Source organism: Dehalobacter sp. MCB1 (genome assembly GCF_003590275.1).
Classification (GTDB): domain Bacteria; phylum Bacillota; class Desulfitobacteriia; order Desulfitobacteriales; family Syntrophobotulaceae; genus Dehalobacter.
The window spans coordinates 395,502-414,260 of record NZ_LXPC01000012.1 but is presented as its reverse complement, the minus strand read 5'-3'; the positions used below and the strand labels follow the sequence as shown (position 1 = coordinate 414,260).

Sequence of the window (18,759 nt, the reverse complement as noted above, 5' to 3'; positions counted from 1 at the left end):
AGACTTTTAAATATGTTAGGAATATGGCTTGTTATTGACTCAACTAAATCAGAATCTATCATTTCTTGTAACACTTTTGTTAATGGTGATAAACACGAATTATGGGTAACTAAACCCACTGGAAAAACAATGAAAGTTCTTGAAAATACAGACCCAGAAGAAATTCAACGCTATAAAGATGCTATTGACTATGCCATCAGTAAACGCGACCCGATCTTCTATATGTATATGTAGAAGGTGACATTATGGGATTTGGTCATATCCATGTTCATACAGAGTATAGTTTGCTCGATGGTGCTGGTAGAATCAAAGAAGTGCTGGAACGTGCTAAAGAATTAGGTCAATCATTCATTGCTATTACCGATCATGGCAGCATGTCCGGCTTATACTTGGCACAAAAGATCGGCAAAGAAATCGGCATCAAAGTTCTCATGGGATGTGAATTCTATTATCAAAGAGAAAATGACGGTGAGAATGGACACCTCATCGTCATTGCCAAATCCCAAAAGGGTTTGGAAAATATGCTCAAGATGATGGAGTTTGCATACGTAGATAACTTCTACAAGAAACCACGTATAACGTGGGATATCTTGCAAAAGTATTCATCTGATTTGATTGTAACTTCTGCTTGTCTTGCAAGTACAATCAACCAACACATCATGAAAGGTGAAATTCATGAAGCAAAGGAATGGGCAAGAAAATTCAAATCAGTATTTGGAAATGACTTCTATTTGGAGATTCAACCGAATTCTATACCTGAACAACTTATTGCAAACCAGACAATTGTCCGAATTGCAAAAGAAGTTGACTGCAAAATTATTGCTGCAAATGATATTCACTACGTTCTCAAATCAGACGCATTTGCTCACGAAGTACTTCTTGCTCTGCAAATCAATAAGAAAATGTCCGATGAAAAACGATGGCGATTTGACACACAAGACTTCTGGTTGAAGAGTTACGAAGAAATGTGTTCCACATTTACTGGTGTATCGCCGGAAGATGTACGTGTTGCGTGTGAGAACACGCAGGAGATCGCCGATAAATGTAATGCAGAATTCATCAAAGGACATTATCTTCCTTCCTTCTATGATGTGCCGGAAGGTGAAAGTGAAAGAAGCCTACTTGTTAAACACACGATAGAGGGTGCAAGACGTGAAGGCATTTCAAAAGATAAGGAGTTTATGCATGAAGTCCAAAATGAGATCGATGTTATCGATAGGAACGGATATAGTGGTTATTTTCTTATTGTTGGTGATTATGTCAATACAGCACGACGAAATGGTGTTATTGTTGGCGACGGCAGGGGCAGCGGTGCAGGTTCTAAAGTTGCATGGCTTACAGAGATAACCAAGATTCCTCCACATCATTATGACTTGTTGTTTGAAAGATTTCTTGCAGATGGCAGACAACCAGATTCAATAGAGTCGAGTGTCATAGAAATATGTCATGTTAAGTTCGGTGAACGCTTAGTAAGCGGTGTGCATCTATGATGTGCTAACGGTGAAACCCAGATCGGGCAATACCGTGCCAAATTATACAGCAATTAAATCATCATCTACAATTAATATATAAGGATATAAAGGAGTGTATTGATGATGATTATTAAAAAAGTAAATGGTTATGATGATTACTACATTGCAGAGGATGGAACAATTCTAAAAGCCATGAAGCCTTGGAATGCAGGAGGTTATAAGGATATTAAATTAAATGGAAATCACCATTTAATACATCGTCTTGTCGCTGAGCATTTCATAAATAATCCGTGTAATGAAACGGATGTTAATCATAAAGATGGCAATAGAACAAACAACCATTATACAAATTTAGAGTGGTGTAGTCGATCTGAAAACCTGAAACATTCTTTTAGAGAATTAGGACAAACACCAGTAAGAAACTTTATTGGTTGTGAATTGTATCGAAATAATGAATTACTAGGTATTTTCAAATCAATAAAAGAAGCATGTAGATATGCCCAATTGCTTGGTGCAAAATTTTATCAATTATACAAAAACCACTTCTCTAAAGAATTTAAGATTGTTGTATTAGAGGTGTAACGACTATCCCATAGGGGAGTAGGGTGGAAATTACTACCACTCGAAGTGCCGAACACCCTAACGTAAAGTCGAGGGTGAAGATATAGTCTGTGCCTATAGGAATATAGGATAAACACGTTTGACGTGGACTTCTCGGACCAGAATGCTGTATTCACCGATCTTCAAAGAAAATATGGTCATAAAAACGTTGCACGTATCATAGCGTTCGGCACACTTACGCCAAAGGCAATATGCCGAAAGGTAATGAATTGTTTTGAACACGATGAGTCTGTTATCAAATCAATAAGTAAACTCATTCCTGATTTGTGTCAATCAATGAAAGATGCCTATTCTGCTTCACCAGAACTCACTACCTATCGCATACAATACAAAAAAGAGTTTGATGTGATAGAACGATTAGAAGGCATTGTATCTCACGAATCACAACATGCAGCAGGAGTCATAATCTACCCTAACCTATCGTCCTACTTGCCAATCAAAACACGTGGCGAAGATCGTTCACTTCGCATCGTAGCATTTGACAAGTATATGATCGAAGAATTAGGATTTTTTAAATTTGATGTACTTGGTCTTGAAACCTTACCAATGATTAAACACTGTCTCGATAGTATGTCAGATAAGATCGATCTACATCACATCGATCTGGAAGAAAAAGAAGTATATGACATGCTTTGTTCAGGCGACGTTAGTGGCGTATTCCAATTATCAAATCAAATGCAAAAAGTTATGGAACAGCAGCCACGCAACTTCAAAGACTTAATTGCAATAAATGCACTCATCAGACCAGGAACCGGCGATTGGGCTGAATATATTTCTCGACGTAAAGGTAAAGAATGGTCGGTTCATCAAAATCGTTTACCTTATCTGAAAGAAACAGAAGGTCTTATCACTTATCAGGAACAGTTTTTACTGGATTGTAAAACATTTGCAGGGTGGGATATTGCATATGCAGACAAATATGTACGCAAAAATAAAGCTATTAAACAAGATACAGAGTTGGCAAGAAAATTTATTCTGGACTCGGTTAGCAATGGATTCTCGGAATCCGATGCGACTTTGGTATGGCATGAAATTGAAGATGCTGTCGATGGTGGCTACTCGTTTAACAAATCACATTCAGCGTCATACGCTGTAATCTCATATCAAACAGCATGGCTCAAATACCATTATCCAGAACACTTTTATGCAGCTCTCATGTCTTCAGAGAAAACGGATGGTGATGGTCAAAGTGCAATATCAGGATATATTGTTGAGTGCAAGCAGCGTGACATTAAAATCTTACCACCGGACATTAACCACAGCGGAGATAATTTCATTGTTAATGATGAGGGAATCAGTTATCGTATCACTACCATCAGCCACGTTGGCGAATCAGCTATTCGAGCAATTGAAAGATTACGTCCAATCACTTCCTTCTCAAACTTCCTTGAACGACGTGAAAAACAACACATCAAACAAAATGTGTTAGTTAATCTCATCAAAGCTGGCTGCTTCGACTTTGACAATCCAAACAGAGCAGAATTGTTGTGGCAATTAGACATGCTCAATCGCACAAAAACTCAAATCAAGAATAACTATGAATGTCCTCGATATGCTTATGACGATAAGATTAAAGCAGAATGGGAGAAAGAAGCACTTGGTATGTATCTTTCACTTCACCCCATGGAGAAGTATGGTTTTAAACCATTATCTTCATTTACCGAAGGTTCGTATGTATTACAAGGTGGAGAAGTCTATGATATTAAAGAGTTTAAAGACAAAAATAAAAACGATATGGCGTTTGTGTTTATCAACACATTATTCGGTAATGTTAAATTACTGGTGTTTGCGAGCACGTGGCGTTATTTACAAATCAAATCGTCTTTCACAAAAGGAAACATTGTACTTGTTAAAGGCAAAAGAAGCGGCGACGCGGTTATCGTTGATTCGGTGGAGGTATTAGAAAATACAAGTAAAATTGCTTAAAGGAGGTGAAGAAAAATGCAAGTATTGATAACAATCAATCGTGACACAGGTAAACTCTATGTTGATACGAAAGATATCAATCAAATTGAAGCAATCGGTGCTCTTGAAATGGCAAAAGATTTGCTAATTCATGGCAAAAGTACAGAACAAGAAGTATTGGAGGAAGTTAGTTGAATTGTGTAAGTTGTTTACTTCCAATTGCCGATCTACGTAAAGAAACACACTGTTCTATATGTAACGGAAATTTACACAAAGATTGTGCGATTAAAGAAGATGGTAAACACTATTGTGATACGTGTTATACCGTCAAAGAGGAAGATAAAACAACACAAACCAATGTAGATATTGATGTGCCTGATGTGATAAGACGCTCCTACATTGAAACGTATCGTGCATGTCCATTAAAGTTCTATCACGAAGTTATCAAAGGCGTTCCGTCGCCACCAAATATCTACACTCAAATGGGTATCGATCTTCATGAAATGTTTGATAAAGCAAGTCAAAATAAAGACTTCATCAAATCAGACATGCAAAAACACTTTGAATCAATCTTCCATTCTTATCCTGATTCGCTTTTTGGTGATGTGGAAAAGATTAAAATGTATAACCGTGGCGTTAATTCCATTGATACATTTTACAAAGTTATTTCAGAAATGGGCAACCCATTTAAAACTGAAGAAACGATTCAATTTAGTGTTGGTGACGATCTCCCACTTGTTCAAACCACATCAGATAGAATTGATGAAGTCAATGGTGAATTAGAAATGTCTGATTGGAAAACAGGACAAGTAATGGTTGGACAGAAACTTTCTACCGATTTGCAAGCACCACTCTACATTCTCGGTGTACGTGACAAATTTCAAATGCCGGTCCGCAAATTCACGTTCTATTATCTTGAAGATAACAAAACACGTGTATTTGAAAGATTGGATGATGAACGATATGTCTGCACAGTGAATAAAAGACAGTATTTCGTGAACATAACCGAAACCAAAAAAGAAGTACAGCGTATACTTACGCAAATCAAGAAAGGCCAATTTAACATTCCTCAAAGAGCAAAAAACATGTACTATACTTGCAAGATGTGTCATTTGCAGCAACTTGAAATATGTAAAGGTGCAGACATTGAAAGTTGGCGACAATACAACAATTTCGGGAGGACGTAAGTATGCAATATTCTATGATAAGTGCCATTAATAATCTTGATAAAAACATGATTAAAGAGTTAATCGATATCATGTATATCAACAAGCGTATTACGAATCAACAAGCTATGGATATATTGTTGAAATACAAAGTATGCACTAAACGTTTAACATCATTATCAGCCAGTGCTAATTATCAATCATATTCAAACAACAAATATACCATTCGCATTTCAAAAAGAGGTCATTATAATTGGATAACTTTCACATTTTATCAAGATGAACTTCCAGAAATAATGGCTAAATTAGATAAAATTGCCTAACCTATCTCAACCCAAAATATTCATAATGAATATTGAAGGAGAGATTAAATGTTATTAACGGATTCTTTTTTGTCACAATATCCTGATATGCCAGAACACATGAATGAACTTGCAACATTTGTATTCTACCGCACGTACAGCCGTTGGCTGCCATTGCATAACAGACGTGAAACGTGGCGTGAAGCTGTAGCACGTGCTGTTGAATATAACGTTGGCATATCAAAAAAAGTCTTGTATAAAAATGACTTCGATGTGCCTTACGATAAGCTTCAAACAGAAGCAGAAACGTTGTTTGACAACGTCTTCAATTTACGTCAATTCTTATCTGGTCGTACACATTGGATTGGAGGTGCTGAAACACGTGTTGCTGAAAAGTTTCCTCTTGCAAACTTTAACTGCGCATATGTTGATATCACATCATGGAATGATTTGTGCGATTTATTCTATCTTCTTCTTGTAGGAACTGGCGTTGGCTTTTCATGTTCAAAAGAAAATGCAGCTAAAATAGACGTTGTACGATTGAATTATGAATTGACGCATTCAGAATATAAACCAGTTTCCAAAGAAGAACGATTAGAAAAGACAAAACTAGTAATCATGGAAAATGGTTATGCAAAGATTTACGTTGGTGATAGTAAAGAGGGTCAAATGACCCGGCCCTCTATAAACTTGGTGAACCTATAAATATAGGGTGTATATCAAACGAAATGTAGTCGTAGGAAATGACGATGAATTGATATGCTAACAGGGGAAGCTAATAAGTTATCCTGTGCTAAGGCAAATTATACTTAGTATCACCTATGTGTTACGCTTTAAATGAGGTGATATTAAATGCTGTGGAAAAATATTAAAGATTTTGATAATTATCAAATCAGTAACACAGGACTTGTAAGAAAAGATAATAAAATAATAAAATCATTTGACAATAAAGGTTATGAAAGAATCTTATTAACAAATGGTAATCTTAAATCAAAAAAACTAATTCATCGATTAGTAGCAGAACATTTTATTCCAAACCCAGACAATAAGCCACAAGTAAATCATAAAGATTTGAATACTAAAAATAATAATGATTGGAATTTGGAATGGGTTACAAATAAAGAAAATGTTCAACATGCGATATTAAATATTCCAGAAAGAAAAAGACAACTTAAAAATGATATGAGTTTAATAGGTAAGAAATTTGGAAAAGAAAATGCAATGAAATCACGCAAACCTATTGAACAATTATCTATTGATGGAAATTTAATAAAACAATTTTCTAGTGCAAGAGAAGCAAGTCATGAATTAGATATTTCTTACAAATGTATTTCTAAGTGTTGTTTAGGTAGTTTGAAATCATATAAAGGATTTTTATGGCGTTTTGTTGATTTGCAAAGTCAAACGACTATCGAAATCACATCAAACGATGTAGAGAGTAGAGTAGGTTGAAGGTGTAATTCCTTCTACCGAAGTGCCAAGCATTGAGTGAACACACACTCATAATGATATAGTCTACTGTGGGTTGAAGCATTACGCAATTTCTTCACAATCATTACAGACCCAGATTGCGACAATATTAAGCACATCAAGATAAGTTATAATTCCATTCGTCCATCTGGTGAAAGACTTGTCACTTTTGGTGGAACAGCAAGTGGATATGAGCCATTGAAAGAAATGTTCGATGGCATTGATAAGGTATTAAAAAATCAACTTGACCCAACACTTGCGCCACTTGAATACGATGAAGAATTTGATGCTTATTATGTACGCCCCATTCACATCATGGATATCGGCAATCTCATCGGTGCAAATGTCGTTGTTGGCGGCGTTCGCCGTACAGCAGAAATGTTCCTATGTGATGAGGGTGATTGGGAAGTAATCTTAGCCAAGTATGGCCTTAACGCATTGGATTGTGATCGTCATGATGAGATTGGACAGGCACTCGATAAACTTGGTGTTAAACCGCAATGGTGGAATGACAAAGACTTGCTAGACGTGCGTAGCACGTTGCACCATCGTCGTATGTCCAATAACTCCATCCGATTCACATCAAAACCAAGTGCAGCTTTCCTTGATTTGATTATGCTTCTCATCAAAGGCGAAGGTGAACCTGGGTTCGTCAACATTGAAGCTGCTGCAAAACGTAGGCCGAACGTGAAAGGTTTGAATCCATGTGGTGAAGTTTTACTTGATTCGTACGGTTTATGTAACCTTACAACAGTCAATGTAGCTGGCTTTGTACGTTATGTACCTGAAATCGTTGATGGAGATAAAATGTGTCCAGCAGGATATCAACTTGACTTCCAAGGCTTAATGCAAGCACAAGCACTTTCAGCACGTGCTGGCCTACGTATGACATGTCTTGATTTGGAATTATCACAATGGAATAGAGTCCAGCAGCGTGATAGGTTGGTCGGCTGCTCTCTTACAGGTTGGAAAGATGCAATGAGTATGCTTGGTTATTCGGATGAGCAGGAAAAGAATCTTTTAACATTTCTACGTGAAGTTGCTGAACAAGAAGCAATGCGATATGCATATACACTTCGTATACCTACACCATTACTTGTAACAACAGTAAAGCCGGAAGGCACGCTATCACAAATCGCCGGTGGCGTATCAAGTGGTTTACACACAAGCTTCTCTCCATATTATATTCGTCGTATCCGAATCAATGCGAATGACCCACTTGTACAAGTTGCATGGGAATGCAATTGGCATATATCACCTGAAGTTGGAACACCGGAAGGTGAAGTACCAAGAACGTATGTGATTGACTTCCCAGTACGTAGTGGCGCAAAGCGCACACGTGCAGAACAAACACTCGAAGAACAATTTGAAACCTACTTCTCATTCCAAGAAAACTATACTGCACACAATTCCAGTAATACCATATCAGTAAAAGATGATGAATGGCAGCATGTTGCTGAAATTGTATTAGATAGATGGGATGACTTTATTGGTGTAACCTTCATGCCGTATGACGGTGGAACGTATGAATTGGCACCATATGAAGAAATCACAGAGGAAACTTATCAGAAACTCAAATCAGAAATGAAACCATTTTCTATTGATTTGCTAACACGTTTTGAAGCACATCAATATGAAGATGATTTGAGTGGGATGGATGGATGCGCCAGCGGCGCATGTCCAATACGTTAAAATAACTCATTAAAATACACCCTACCCCGGCTTTCCTTCGCCAACCGTCTGCTGACGTGGAAGTGTATAGAGGGCAAGACTGTCCGGGGTACATATTGAAAAGGAGAATGTGTGATGAAATTAACAACAGAAGAATTAAAAAAAGCCAAAGAATTAGTTGCGTCTGGTGAAATGTTTGAAGATATGGTACAAGCCTTTAAAGATGATTTCATTAGTAATGTGATTCATGGTGTGTCTGATTTACTTGACGTTATTGAAGAACAACAATCCGAAATCGCCGAACTCAAAAAAGAAATAAAACAATATCAAATTATTGGCAAAAAGCTATGTGTACAGGATGCCGAACTCAAAACGGTCTTGGAACAGGCGAGGGAAGCATTAAAACTTGCCAAAGGTGCTATAACCGTTGATGACAATATCGGTGAACAATTAGCCTTAACCGCCATATCAAACGTATTGGACAATAAAAGAATACACGTACCTGACGAATGTTATGAACAGTACGGTGATGATTTGGATGGATGTTCAACTCAAGAACGTGAAGGTTGTGGAAATTGCAAAATTGCGTTGGATGAGGGGATAAATAATGAAAACTACAGTAACTAAAATATCTTGTGATGTATGTAAGGTTGAAATTCTCACTACTCCAAAAACTATTAAATATCCAGTAATATTTCATACTGACCAGACAGAAGGCAGATATTCTAAACCATATATCAGTATCGAAAATATTGATATATGTGAGGATTGTGCTAACAAGATACTAATGTTAGATGGATGGGGCGCACAAGGACTTAATGAATATAAAATAAGAAACAATTAACAATCAACCATCGCATCAAGACAATCCTACTTCATATAGAAAAACAAACAAACATATTGTAATAAAATTTAATATCTTATTATTTATATGTTTATACAAATTATAATTGATGAGCTGTTTTATTTATGTAGGAGTAATTGATGTTTATATAAATATTCAAATCAAAGGAGAAAGTCAATGATTAAAGTGAGCGTATCCAACAATGGCTTCTCAGTCCATGGACACGCAAACTTTAAACCCTACGGTGAGGACATTGTATGTTCTGCCGTATCTGCAATAACCCAATCCATCGCAAATGGGTTATATAAGTTTTGCGATGCAAGTTATGCTTCACATGAAGGACTACTTGCAGTATACGTAAGTAATCCAGATGATTGTTGTAAGGCATTATTGTTTTCATTACGTTATGGACTACAACAAATCCAAAAAGAATTTCCTGAATATCTTTCTCTCACGGAGGTATGGGATTGTGCTTGAATTAACATTACAAGAAATATTCGAGAATCGCCTACGTGAAGAATTGGTCAATCAAGGTTATCCATATTGGATGATTGACGGAATGGATAAATACGAATTAATCAATTTATACAATGAAGGAGTTTTAGCAAATAATGAGTGATTCAATAACTATTTCACACAAACGCTATGATGAACTTATCAAATCAGAAGAAATTCTCAATGCATTAGAAGCATATGGCGTTGATAATTGGGGCGGTTATTGTGAAGCATTACAATCAATAAGAAATGAGGACGAAGATGAGTAAAGCAAAATTTGGATTTGAAGTAGTTCGTGACGACAAACGTACAGCACACGATATTTTTACTGATGAGAAAAAAGTACAACACAAGTTTCCCTGCAACATTACACTTCCAACACGTGGCAGCAGCAAGTCAGCAGGTTATGACTTCTATGTGCCAAAGGATCTTCAAATTCTTCCTGGTCAAAAAGCCATGTTCTTTACTGATGTGAAAGCGTTCATGCCGGAAGGCTATGTTCTGCTCATCTTCATCAGATCGTCAATGGGAATTAAACACGGTTTGATGTTATCAAACAATGTTGGTGTCATTGATTGCGACTATTATAGTAATCCGGACAATGATGGCAATATTGCCATGTCCATCATCAACACATCAGGAGTAGCAGTTAATCTGAAGGCTGGCGACAGAGTTGCGCAAGGTATCTTTGTACCTTTCGGTGTAGTTGACAATGACACCACATCAGAGGAACGTACATCTGGCATTGGAAGTACAGGTAAATAAGGAGCAACAAGTTATTTGGCAAAAAGTAAAGTTATTGATGAGAATGATTTGTTTAGAGATAAACCACAATACTCTAACAAAAAACTCAAAATATCTTTACCAGTGCCACCTTCAGTAAATCATATGTATTACAACACACGCAATGGTGGAAAACGTCTAACACCTACAGCAGAAAACTACATCCGAGTTAGCCGTGCACTAATCAATGAAGCAATTGAAGTGCAAAGATGGTTAAGACAAAAAGACAGCACGTGGTTTTATTGTGATTTAGTATTTTACTTTGGAGATAGGAGAATACGTGATGCCTCTAATTGTCTCAAATTACTTCTTGATGTAATGCAAGGGATTGTATATAAAAACGATTACTATTGCTTACCAAGAATACAATCTGTCGAATACGACAAAGAAAATCCTCGTGTTGAGGTATGTATTACGACACAAAGTAAAAATGACCGAATCAAAGCAATAAACATGCAAAAATGAAAAAATACCTCCTCCATATTTGCCCTGTAAGGCTTTAAAAATAAGTGGGTAAGGTATTTGTACCTGACAATTTCATATGTAAAGTAAGAAACCCCTCGTTATGAGGGGTTTTTTTGTGTGGATATGGTATTTATGATTAAAACAATGCCACCAGCAATTGTAACAATTGAAAATATGAGCATCCACATCTTTGTCAAAAGAATTGAACCCGTCTTTTTCATCAATCTTCCTCCATTATATTGTTTTTGTTTAATTATACCACATCATACATATTATTGTTGATTTGCCAGTATTTCTTTAATCCTCATGGCTTTATAAGCATCGTAGTCATAAGATAAGAACTTGAGGCCAGTGGCGTTGTTTAACACATGTAAACCTAAATCCATACCATTTTTTGTTGCAAGTCCACTTGCCACACCATATGCACCAAATTGTGATGCAACGTGATCGGCACGATTAGCAACGGCCTGACCAACAGATGAGTCATCTTCAACAATCGGACTATCGAAAAAGAAATTCTTATTTGCAATTTGTTCAACAGGTGTTTTGAATAATGGATTTGATTGACTAAATAATTCTTTTGCTGATTGTATTGGCCTTGTTACATCAGGTATTCTACTTAAATCCATAAACGGTAAGTTTGGATTCCACAATACTGGCTCTGTTCTACCTTGCGGATTACGAACACTAAACGGCAACTGTACCCAATCAACAGCAAAATCATTAACCAAATCCTTATTGATGCGATCTTCTTGATTGGTGATGCCTTCCACTCCACCAAGCACTTTTGATACATATAAAAACTTCTTAGGATTTTCTAATAACACACGCAATTGCAACTCAGCGTTCTTTCTGAGCCACGTGTAATAAGGCAATACACGTTTCATAACACTCTGTTCAAACTCAGTCAAATCAGAATAATTAAAGAGGAATTCATCAACTTTGGCAGCGGCGTCCTGCGGTGCATAACCTTTCTTCAACAACGATGCGAAGTGGATAAGTCTATCTTGATTCTCAATCTTACCACCGATCTCTGCACCTTTCTTATAAAGGATGAAATCTTTAGTATTGGTAACATCAAACTTCCGAGGTACTTTTTTAAGTACACCTTTACTTTCTGCACCAACACCAACATCCATAGCAAAGTAACCAGTGTTAATTACGTCGTATTTCATAGCAAAATCATAGACATTACTCCATGATAACTGTTTTGTAAGCATGGCTTCTGTTTTTCCTTGGTTCACTATCGCTTTAAAAGCGTTCTTTTGGAAATCAATATTAAATGCATCAATACCAACATCGAGCCAGTTGAGGTACGTGTTACTTAACTTATTCCTTAAATGAAACGCTGGTAATATAGTAGTTTGATTCAGTTTCACAAAGTGCGTAAACTTATCATACATTTGCAAGAAACGATTTTGGTCTTTGGCAATTTGAAGTTTTCTTGCCTGATTTGCCTTCTCAACAATAACATTGTCTACCTGATTTGCACGAATACCAAGTTTGTCATACATATCTAATTTTGTGAGCATCTTATTAAGTCTTTGTTTTTCCGCATCAGTAAAATAATCATTCTTCAAATAATTTTTGATTGCTTCACGTGCTTCATCGGAAGACATTCCAATAATATCTGTCTTCTCAAAGAAAGACATAGATTTACCATTGATACGATAATAATGACTATTAAGAAGTGATACAAGGCCACCTTTGTAATAACGTTTAATATTATCAACATTACTATCATCAATGATTTCCTTACCAAGTATTGATTCGAGATAATCTTTTTTTAACTCATCAACATGGCCTTTCATGCCTTTATATTGTTCATCATTAATTTTCAACATCGGCATAGCCAAGTCATCAAGTACACCTGTGATGTGATTATCAGCCATAAATCTATCTACTTCACGTTGATATATCTGACTTCTCACATCAGATGGAAATGTCTCTTTAATAAATTGTGTTACACATCTGCCAACTTCAGCATCAAACAATCTCGAATATTCACTATTTATATCATATTCTTTAACATTCCATGCATGAAGTTTAGTTGAAACAATATCGTTTATTTCAGATTCTAATCCACGTTGAAATTCACTTTCCAACCAATCAGATACTCTTTTATTGATTTCAATGGATACTCTTGCACTTCCAATATCATTGATACTTTCCTTCATCCTGCCGTAATTGACAACAATATCATAACCTTCTTTTACTTCTCCATCATAAACATCACCAAATGTATCCATCATATTTTTCATGTAGGCATTGTCATACATCAATTCCGTATGTTTCATTGCACGTGCCAAATAAATATCAACGATGTTTTCATTGAAGAAGTTTTTACCTTGAAGAACAGGTTTAAAGAAGTTATTGATTTGTTCAATAGTTGGATTAATAATCACTCCACCTTCACCGTCAGGCAACACTTTTAAAGTCCTACTCTTAGCAAAGGGATTGAATTTACGTCCATATCCAAGATCGGTGCCAAATTTAGGAATGATCTTTTTGATATATTCAGGCATTTCACCAGTTTGATTTGCATAAAACTTTCTGATTAATTCCTCACCTTCTGGAGTAATAATGTGAGGAAGATAATCCAACATCATCTTTTCAAATTGGTCAGACTTCATTTTGCCTATTGTGACTTCTTCATGTCCAATCTTTATGAATTCATTTTTAAAGAATGTGGCTGCTTCACGTACTTTATCATTTACATTTAAAGTTTCATCAAGTACAGCTTCATAAAGTTTAGGTGATGATTTATAAGTTATCTCATCAATTTTGTCATTGCCATAAATACTTCTCATAGCAGTTTCAAAAGCATCCTGTGATGCGAACATATCTTCATACTTTTCCAAATCAGAATAAAGATTATCAATATTTTTGAATTCACTACTATTTAAAGCATCATTGATTAACTTACGCTGCTCTTGAAGGTCACTTATAGTTTTTTGCAAATCAAGAATATGTGCTTTATTTTCAGCAACTAAGGTTTCATATTCTCCACGTGCCTTAACCTTCATTTCAAGTTCATCGAAGTTTTCAATAGTCTCTTTTATGATGGGGGTTTCTTCAATTGCTTTATTGGCAACATGTGTGATTTGACCCGGTGCAATCTGCACCACTTTACCATTGCTCATTTGCACGTGATATGTTGGCACATCGGAACGATTGTCAATTCCAATAACTTTACCGGCTTGCTTACCACCTTCACCAATGGTATCTTTTTCTTTTTGCAAATCAGAAATTTCTTGTTTTAACTTCTTATATTTATCTTGCGGATAATGTAAATCGATCTTGATAGCATCTTTTTTAATTTGACCCATTGTTTTGATGTGAGGAAGATCTTCCTCAGTAAATTGATATTTGCGCTGAATGGTATATTTCTGTTGATATGGAATAAGTTTTGCAAACAATTCATCACGCTTTTTAAAAGCGTCTTCAAATTTGACTAACTCATCTTGTAATTTTCCAATCTTCTCATCAATGGCAATCTTCTGTTCAACGCTGCCAGTAGAAAATTTCACATCAGAATTGATTTGTACATTGTCTTTAACGTGCTGAATGTGTGATTTAATAAGCCTTTCTTTTAAGGCTCCTTTTGCAGTTGTTTCCAATGTCTTTTTAAATTTAGATTCGCCGTTATCAACAATTGTTTTTGCAACACCAAATGCCCAATTCTGTCGCTTCTCACTCAACTTACTGAAATCATCGACATTAAATGTTTCCTTAATAAACTTCTGCATTTCAAATTTGAGTTGTTTGATGTATTTGGAAAAACCAGGATTCGAATCAATATTCTTAACACCTTTTGGGAATTTATCTTGTACATACAAATCAAGAGAATAGTTGTTTTTATAAATAGTTTTACGGCTTTTGAATTCAGTTTCCATAGCTGAATCGCTGTCAATGAATTCATTTCTATTCTTCTCATCGATGAGTTTTCTTTCTTCATTGAAAACTTTTTCAAATTGCTTATTTTCCACATCAGTCATGATTTGTTTCATTTCATCTGTGTTTTTGGCAGACGTTAATGCACGTAATAGTAATTTCCTATCACGTTCTGTATTGATGAAATTGGGATTATTCTGATTTGCTTCAACAACTTCTTTCCACGACTTATATTGTTTTCCTTCACCATATCCAAGTTGTTTAGCAATGAAGGAATAGATCGTCTTGGCCTTGCCACTGAATTGCGATGAATTGGAATCAATATAATCTACTATCATATCCTTTGATTTGCCTTTTCCAAGCATGTTAAAAACAATGTCCAGATATTCTTCCGGAACACTATTAGAAATCATATCATCTTTTCCAAACAAATCATGTGAAAGTGATTTGATGAGTTTAGGCCTATCCACATCAGTAATACCTTTTATCTCATCAGCATAATCCAAATCAGAGAAAGATTCATCCTTTACAAGCCGTCCTCTTTCCTTTTGTGCTATCTCAGCAGCACTCTTATATGATTTGTACTGTTCAAGTAAATCAGCCGATGTATGTGTTTCAGTACTTTTACCCAACAACGCATTGGTATATTTCTGTACTTCCTCATCAGTTGCCATTTCACCAATATACTTCTTAATTGATTCTTCATAACCATTTTGCGCATGATGTAAATCATTTTGTATATCAACGATTTGCTCATCAAGACTCTTTCCAGTGTTTTCAAAGAAAGCTTTACGATTTTCCAAATCACTTAATCTTGTTTCAGCATCGGTTTGTTTATATCGATACTCATTCTGCATCAGTTTAGCTTCACGTGTATCCATAAATTTCACAAGTTCTGCAACACGTGACCATTTTGACTTATCCTGCATCAGTTCTATGATTTGCCGAGTATCATCTGGCGTCAAATCATATTGTGCAGCATAATCACGTATGGCCTTCTCTGCAGCGATTTTATCGCCTTTAAGGCCACGTGTATGTTCCGCATAATCGAGTACTTTATAAACTACATCAGGTCTAGTTTTACTTGCCTGATAAAGCGAGGATTTTGTGGAAAACAACTTACCCAATTGACTTCCATAAATACTATCACGCAATCTTGCGTAATGTGGTGCAAGAGTTGCTTCACCAATATCCTCAAGCGTCTTGGCTTTAGCTAATGTGATACGCTTATTCTTGCCGAACAATCTTTCGCCAAACGGAAGATTACTTGGACCGAACGTGAGATCGGCATTAGTACTTCTAACTCCGGCGACCTTATTATAAGCCTTAACAAATTTCTCAGCAGCTTCGTCAATATTATCTATTTGCTTTCCTGATTTGCTAAGAATACTTTTTGCCATATCAACAGTCATACCGCCAGTATTGGCAATATCCTTAACCGCATCAGCAGTATGTGTAAGTTTCAGACCAGCCTTACCTGTTCCACGTAATAATGCTGATGCACCACCTGTGAGGTACGTGGTAGGGTCTAATAACACATCACCAATAAACCCAACAACACCTTTCGCAATACGCCCGCCGGTGCTTTCAGGTTTCCAACCAGCATCTTCTAATACTTGGCTATAATGATATTCACCATTTTCATAACCTTCACCAAAAGGATTTGCTGCTCTCAATGCCCTCACTATCGCATCAGAAACAGATAAATCCTTTTTTACAAGTGCATCGGCAATACCAGCAGTAAGATAATTGCCAATAGATACAGCATCCAAAACACGGTCAAGACCTGATCGTTGTGATGGAATGTTAAAATAATTGTTAGATGAAAACAATTTAACTAATTCAGGGTCAGCTTTGGTAGTACGATTTGTAATATATTTGTTTTTAAAATAATAATCAGTTTTATATTTAGTCATACAATATGCCCCTATTTTTATTTAAAAGTAGGATTATACAATCTCTCTAAAGCTGCTTGTGCTGCTTTCTTAGAGGCTAATTGTTCATCTGATGAGCGATCTTGATTATCGATTAAATTACCAAGCCACATTGGTGCAAAAATAGGGTCATAATATCCAGTTGAACTACTTGTTCCAGTGTATGGATTATAGTTAAAAATGTTCGAATCATCAAAAGGATTATAACTCAATTTTTCCTCATCAGAATACTTCAATGCAGGGTTGTTAATAATGCTATCAGCTTCAGCTTTAGTTGATGCATCAAGAAAAATATCAGCTTTTTTAATAGCTTGACTTTCATTGATTTGTGCAACACGTAATTGATACGCTGCATCACTTGCATTTGGATTGATGCCATATGCTTTACACATCTGAATAAATTCAGATTGGTCAGCAGCTAGTTTAGCTTTTGCATTTGCAGCTGCCGAAGCACTTATCTGTCCAAGTTGATATGAATTTTCAATAGCAGCTAATTCTTTTTTATATTTTTGTTCTAAGTTCATATTAGTTTGAGTATATTCTTGCTGTTTAGCCATTTGTGCTAATTCATTTTGTTGTGCAGTTGCAGCATTCTTTTCGGTGTAGAATTGGTTTTGTTTATTACTATAATCATCACCAAGTATTCCCATCACAGATGAGTTATACATTTGACTTGCTTGCGCAGATGCAGCAGCCACATCAGAATTGTAATTAGCGTTGGTTGTTGCAATATCAGTATCAGTATTTGCCTTTAAAGCGTTAAGACGTGTTTTTATATTAGCAACGGTTTGGTCACGAGTTTTCTGTGCTGTAGTGATGTTGGTATTTTTTCGTGCAGCGTCACCAGCCATAAGACCAACCATTTGTTGACTGTTTTGAATACCTTGTTGCTGACCAAATACAGCCGTTTTCTCGGCATCGTTATAAGCTTCTTTTTGAATAGCAGCAACATCTGATGCAAGATTATCTTCCGCATCACGGACACTGATTTCACCTTCAGCAACAGCATTTTGATATGTCTTTTGTAATTCTGCAATTGCAGAATTTAGATTGGATTGTAACATAGCTGTTTGTGATTGAAGATAAGCATCTGAATTTGCTTGTGCTTGATTTAAAAGACTCGTTAATGCAGCATCCAAATCACTACTGCCATCTGCTGATTTGCCATTGACAACTTTTGTGCCGGTAAGTGATTTCAAATCAACAGAATTATTAGCAGCAGTGACACCGTTTTGAGAAAGATAATTCTGATACTGTTGATTTGTATCAGTACGATTAGAACCGGTAAACTGATTATTACCATATTGTATATTGATACTGTCGCCATATTGAGAACGTAGGGCCTGCTCATCAACAGACCCTTTAACAACAGTTACAGTTGGTTTAGTTGTTGTTGCCATCCACAACACCTCCTGCAATTTCATTCTGTTTAGCAACAAGTGATTCAACAAGTGCTTTGGCTTTTTCTATCACATCAATAGAAGGCGTTTCACCATATTGTTTTGTATAATCAGCAATAAAATCCTTCACAAAATAATCCATCTTTTCACTACCATTGATGCCCCATGATTTGTAGTTTTCTTCAATCCATGCAAATACATCAATAGCAATGTTGGTGTATTTTTTTATCCATGGATAACGTTTAATCAAAACACCAACGATGAGTGCAAGTATAGCAACGTATAATGATAACGCTGCGTTTGATGTGAAAACTTGAATCAATACATCCTGCATGTT

20 protein-coding genes are annotated in these 18,759 nt (G+C 36.1%); 17 read left to right on the top strand and 3 right to left on the bottom strand.

Annotation, left to right across the window (positions count from 1 at the left end):
• The first annotated feature begins 12 nt into the window (after positions 1-12).
• The 17 genes from A7K50_RS09775 (at position 13) to A7K50_RS09710 (ending at position 11,194) form a co-directional block, all read left to right on the top strand.
• Positions 13-234 (top strand): hypothetical protein, encoded by a 222-nt coding sequence (locus A7K50_RS09775; protein WP_119775890.1) that lies wholly within the window; start codon positions 13-15, stop codon positions 232-234.
• An 11-nt stretch (positions 235-245) separates the two neighbouring features.
• Positions 246-1,490 (top strand): PHP domain-containing protein, encoded by a 1,245-nt coding sequence (locus A7K50_RS09770; protein ID WP_119775888.1) that lies wholly within the window; start codon positions 246-248, stop codon positions 1,488-1,490.
• 102 nt (positions 1,491-1,592) lie between these two features.
• Positions 1,593-2,054: an HNH endonuclease gene (locus A7K50_RS09765; protein WP_119775886.1), complete on the top strand. Its 462-nt coding sequence runs from the start codon at positions 1,593-1,595 to the stop codon at positions 2,052-2,054.
• 123 nt (positions 2,055-2,177) lie between these two features.
• Positions 2,178-4,019 carry a DNA polymerase III subunit alpha gene (locus A7K50_RS09760; protein ID WP_119775884.1) on the top strand — a complete coding sequence of 614 codons (1,842 nt, stop codon included), beginning with the start codon at positions 2,178-2,180 and terminating at the stop codon, positions 4,017-4,019.
• 15 nt (positions 4,020-4,034) lie between these two features.
• A complete protein-coding gene (locus A7K50_RS14055) occupies positions 4,035-4,193 on the top strand; it encodes a hypothetical protein (RefSeq protein ID WP_158582048.1) in 159 nt (52 codons plus the stop codon).
• Positions 4,190-5,185 carry a PD-(D/E)XK nuclease family protein gene (locus A7K50_RS09755; RefSeq protein WP_119775882.1) on the top strand — a complete coding sequence of 332 codons (996 nt, stop codon included), beginning with the start codon at positions 4,190-4,192 and terminating at the stop codon, positions 5,183-5,185. The genes A7K50_RS14055 and A7K50_RS09755 overlap by 4 nt, the downstream gene beginning before the upstream one ends.
• A gap of 2 nt (positions 5,186-5,187) precedes the next feature.
• Positions 5,188-5,487, top strand: a complete 300-nt coding sequence (locus tag A7K50_RS09750; RefSeq protein WP_119775881.1) for a hypothetical protein — start codon at positions 5,188-5,190, stop codon at positions 5,485-5,487.
• Positions 5,488-5,535: 48 nt separating this feature from the next.
• Entirely contained in the window at positions 5,536-6,171 is a 636-nt protein-coding gene (locus tag A7K50_RS09745) for a hypothetical protein (RefSeq protein WP_119775879.1), read from the top strand.
• 147 nt (positions 6,172-6,318) lie between these two features.
• On the top strand, positions 6,319-6,918 hold the full coding sequence (locus A7K50_RS09740; RefSeq protein WP_119775877.1) for an NUMOD4 domain-containing protein: 600 nt from the start codon (positions 6,319-6,321) through the stop codon (positions 6,916-6,918).
• Positions 6,919-7,143: 225 nt separating this feature from the next.
• Entirely contained in the window at positions 7,144-8,628 is a 1,485-nt protein-coding gene (locus A7K50_RS09735) for a hypothetical protein (RefSeq protein ID WP_243103711.1), read from the top strand.
• A gap of 114 nt (positions 8,629-8,742) precedes the next feature.
• The gene (locus tag A7K50_RS09730; RefSeq protein WP_119775874.1) at positions 8,743-9,234 is read left to right on the top strand and encodes a hypothetical protein; all 492 of its coding nucleotides are present in this window, start codon (positions 8,743-8,745) and stop codon (positions 9,232-9,234) included.
• A complete protein-coding gene (locus A7K50_RS09725) occupies positions 9,215-9,451 on the top strand; it encodes a hypothetical protein (protein WP_119775872.1) in 237 nt (78 codons plus the stop codon). Before A7K50_RS09730 ends, A7K50_RS09725 begins: the two co-directional genes overlap by 20 nt.
• A 177-nt stretch (positions 9,452-9,628) precedes the next feature.
• Positions 9,629-9,928: a ribosomal-processing cysteine protease Prp gene (locus tag A7K50_RS09720; protein ID WP_119775871.1), complete on the top strand. Its 300-nt coding sequence runs from the start codon at positions 9,629-9,631 to the stop codon at positions 9,926-9,928.
• On the top strand, positions 9,921-10,070 hold the full coding sequence (locus A7K50_RS14050) for a hypothetical protein (RefSeq protein WP_158582047.1): 150 nt from the start codon (positions 9,921-9,923) through the stop codon (positions 10,068-10,070). Before A7K50_RS09720 ends, A7K50_RS14050 begins: the two co-directional genes overlap by 8 nt.
• Complete coding sequence (locus A7K50_RS14200) at positions 10,063-10,215, top strand: RecBCD nuclease inhibitor (protein ID WP_199698269.1); 153 nt, start codon at positions 10,063-10,065, stop codon at positions 10,213-10,215. The genes A7K50_RS14050 and A7K50_RS14200 overlap by 8 nt, the downstream gene beginning before the upstream one ends.
• On the top strand, positions 10,208-10,711 hold the full coding sequence (locus A7K50_RS09715) for a dUTP diphosphatase (protein WP_119775869.1): 504 nt from the start codon (positions 10,208-10,210) through the stop codon (positions 10,709-10,711). Before A7K50_RS14200 ends, A7K50_RS09715 begins: the two co-directional genes overlap by 8 nt.
• A 15-nt stretch (positions 10,712-10,726) precedes the next feature.
• A complete protein-coding gene (locus tag A7K50_RS09710) occupies positions 10,727-11,194 on the top strand; it encodes a RusA family crossover junction endodeoxyribonuclease (protein WP_119775867.1) in 468 nt (155 codons plus the stop codon).
• 272 nt (positions 11,195-11,466) lie between these two features.
• On the opposite strand, the gene A7K50_RS09705 is transcribed toward A7K50_RS09710, so the two are convergent.
• Genes A7K50_RS09705 through A7K50_RS09695 form a run of 3 tightly spaced genes read right to left on the bottom strand, consistent with a single transcriptional unit; the run spans position 11,467 to position 18,756 of the window.
• Positions 11,467-17,004, bottom strand: a complete 5,538-nt coding sequence (locus A7K50_RS09705) for a hypothetical protein (protein ID WP_119775865.1) — start codon at positions 17,002-17,004, stop codon at positions 11,467-11,469.
• 17 nt (positions 17,005-17,021) lie between these two features.
• On the bottom strand, positions 17,022-18,422 hold the full coding sequence (locus A7K50_RS09700) for a hypothetical protein (RefSeq protein WP_119775863.1): 1,401 nt from the start codon (positions 18,420-18,422) through the stop codon (positions 17,022-17,024).
• Positions 18,406-18,756, bottom strand: a complete 351-nt coding sequence (locus A7K50_RS09695) for a hypothetical protein (RefSeq protein ID WP_119775861.1) — start codon at positions 18,754-18,756, stop codon at positions 18,406-18,408. The genes A7K50_RS09700 and A7K50_RS09695 overlap by 17 nt, the downstream gene beginning before the upstream one ends.
• Between the last annotated feature and the right edge of the window lie 3 nt (positions 18,757-18,759).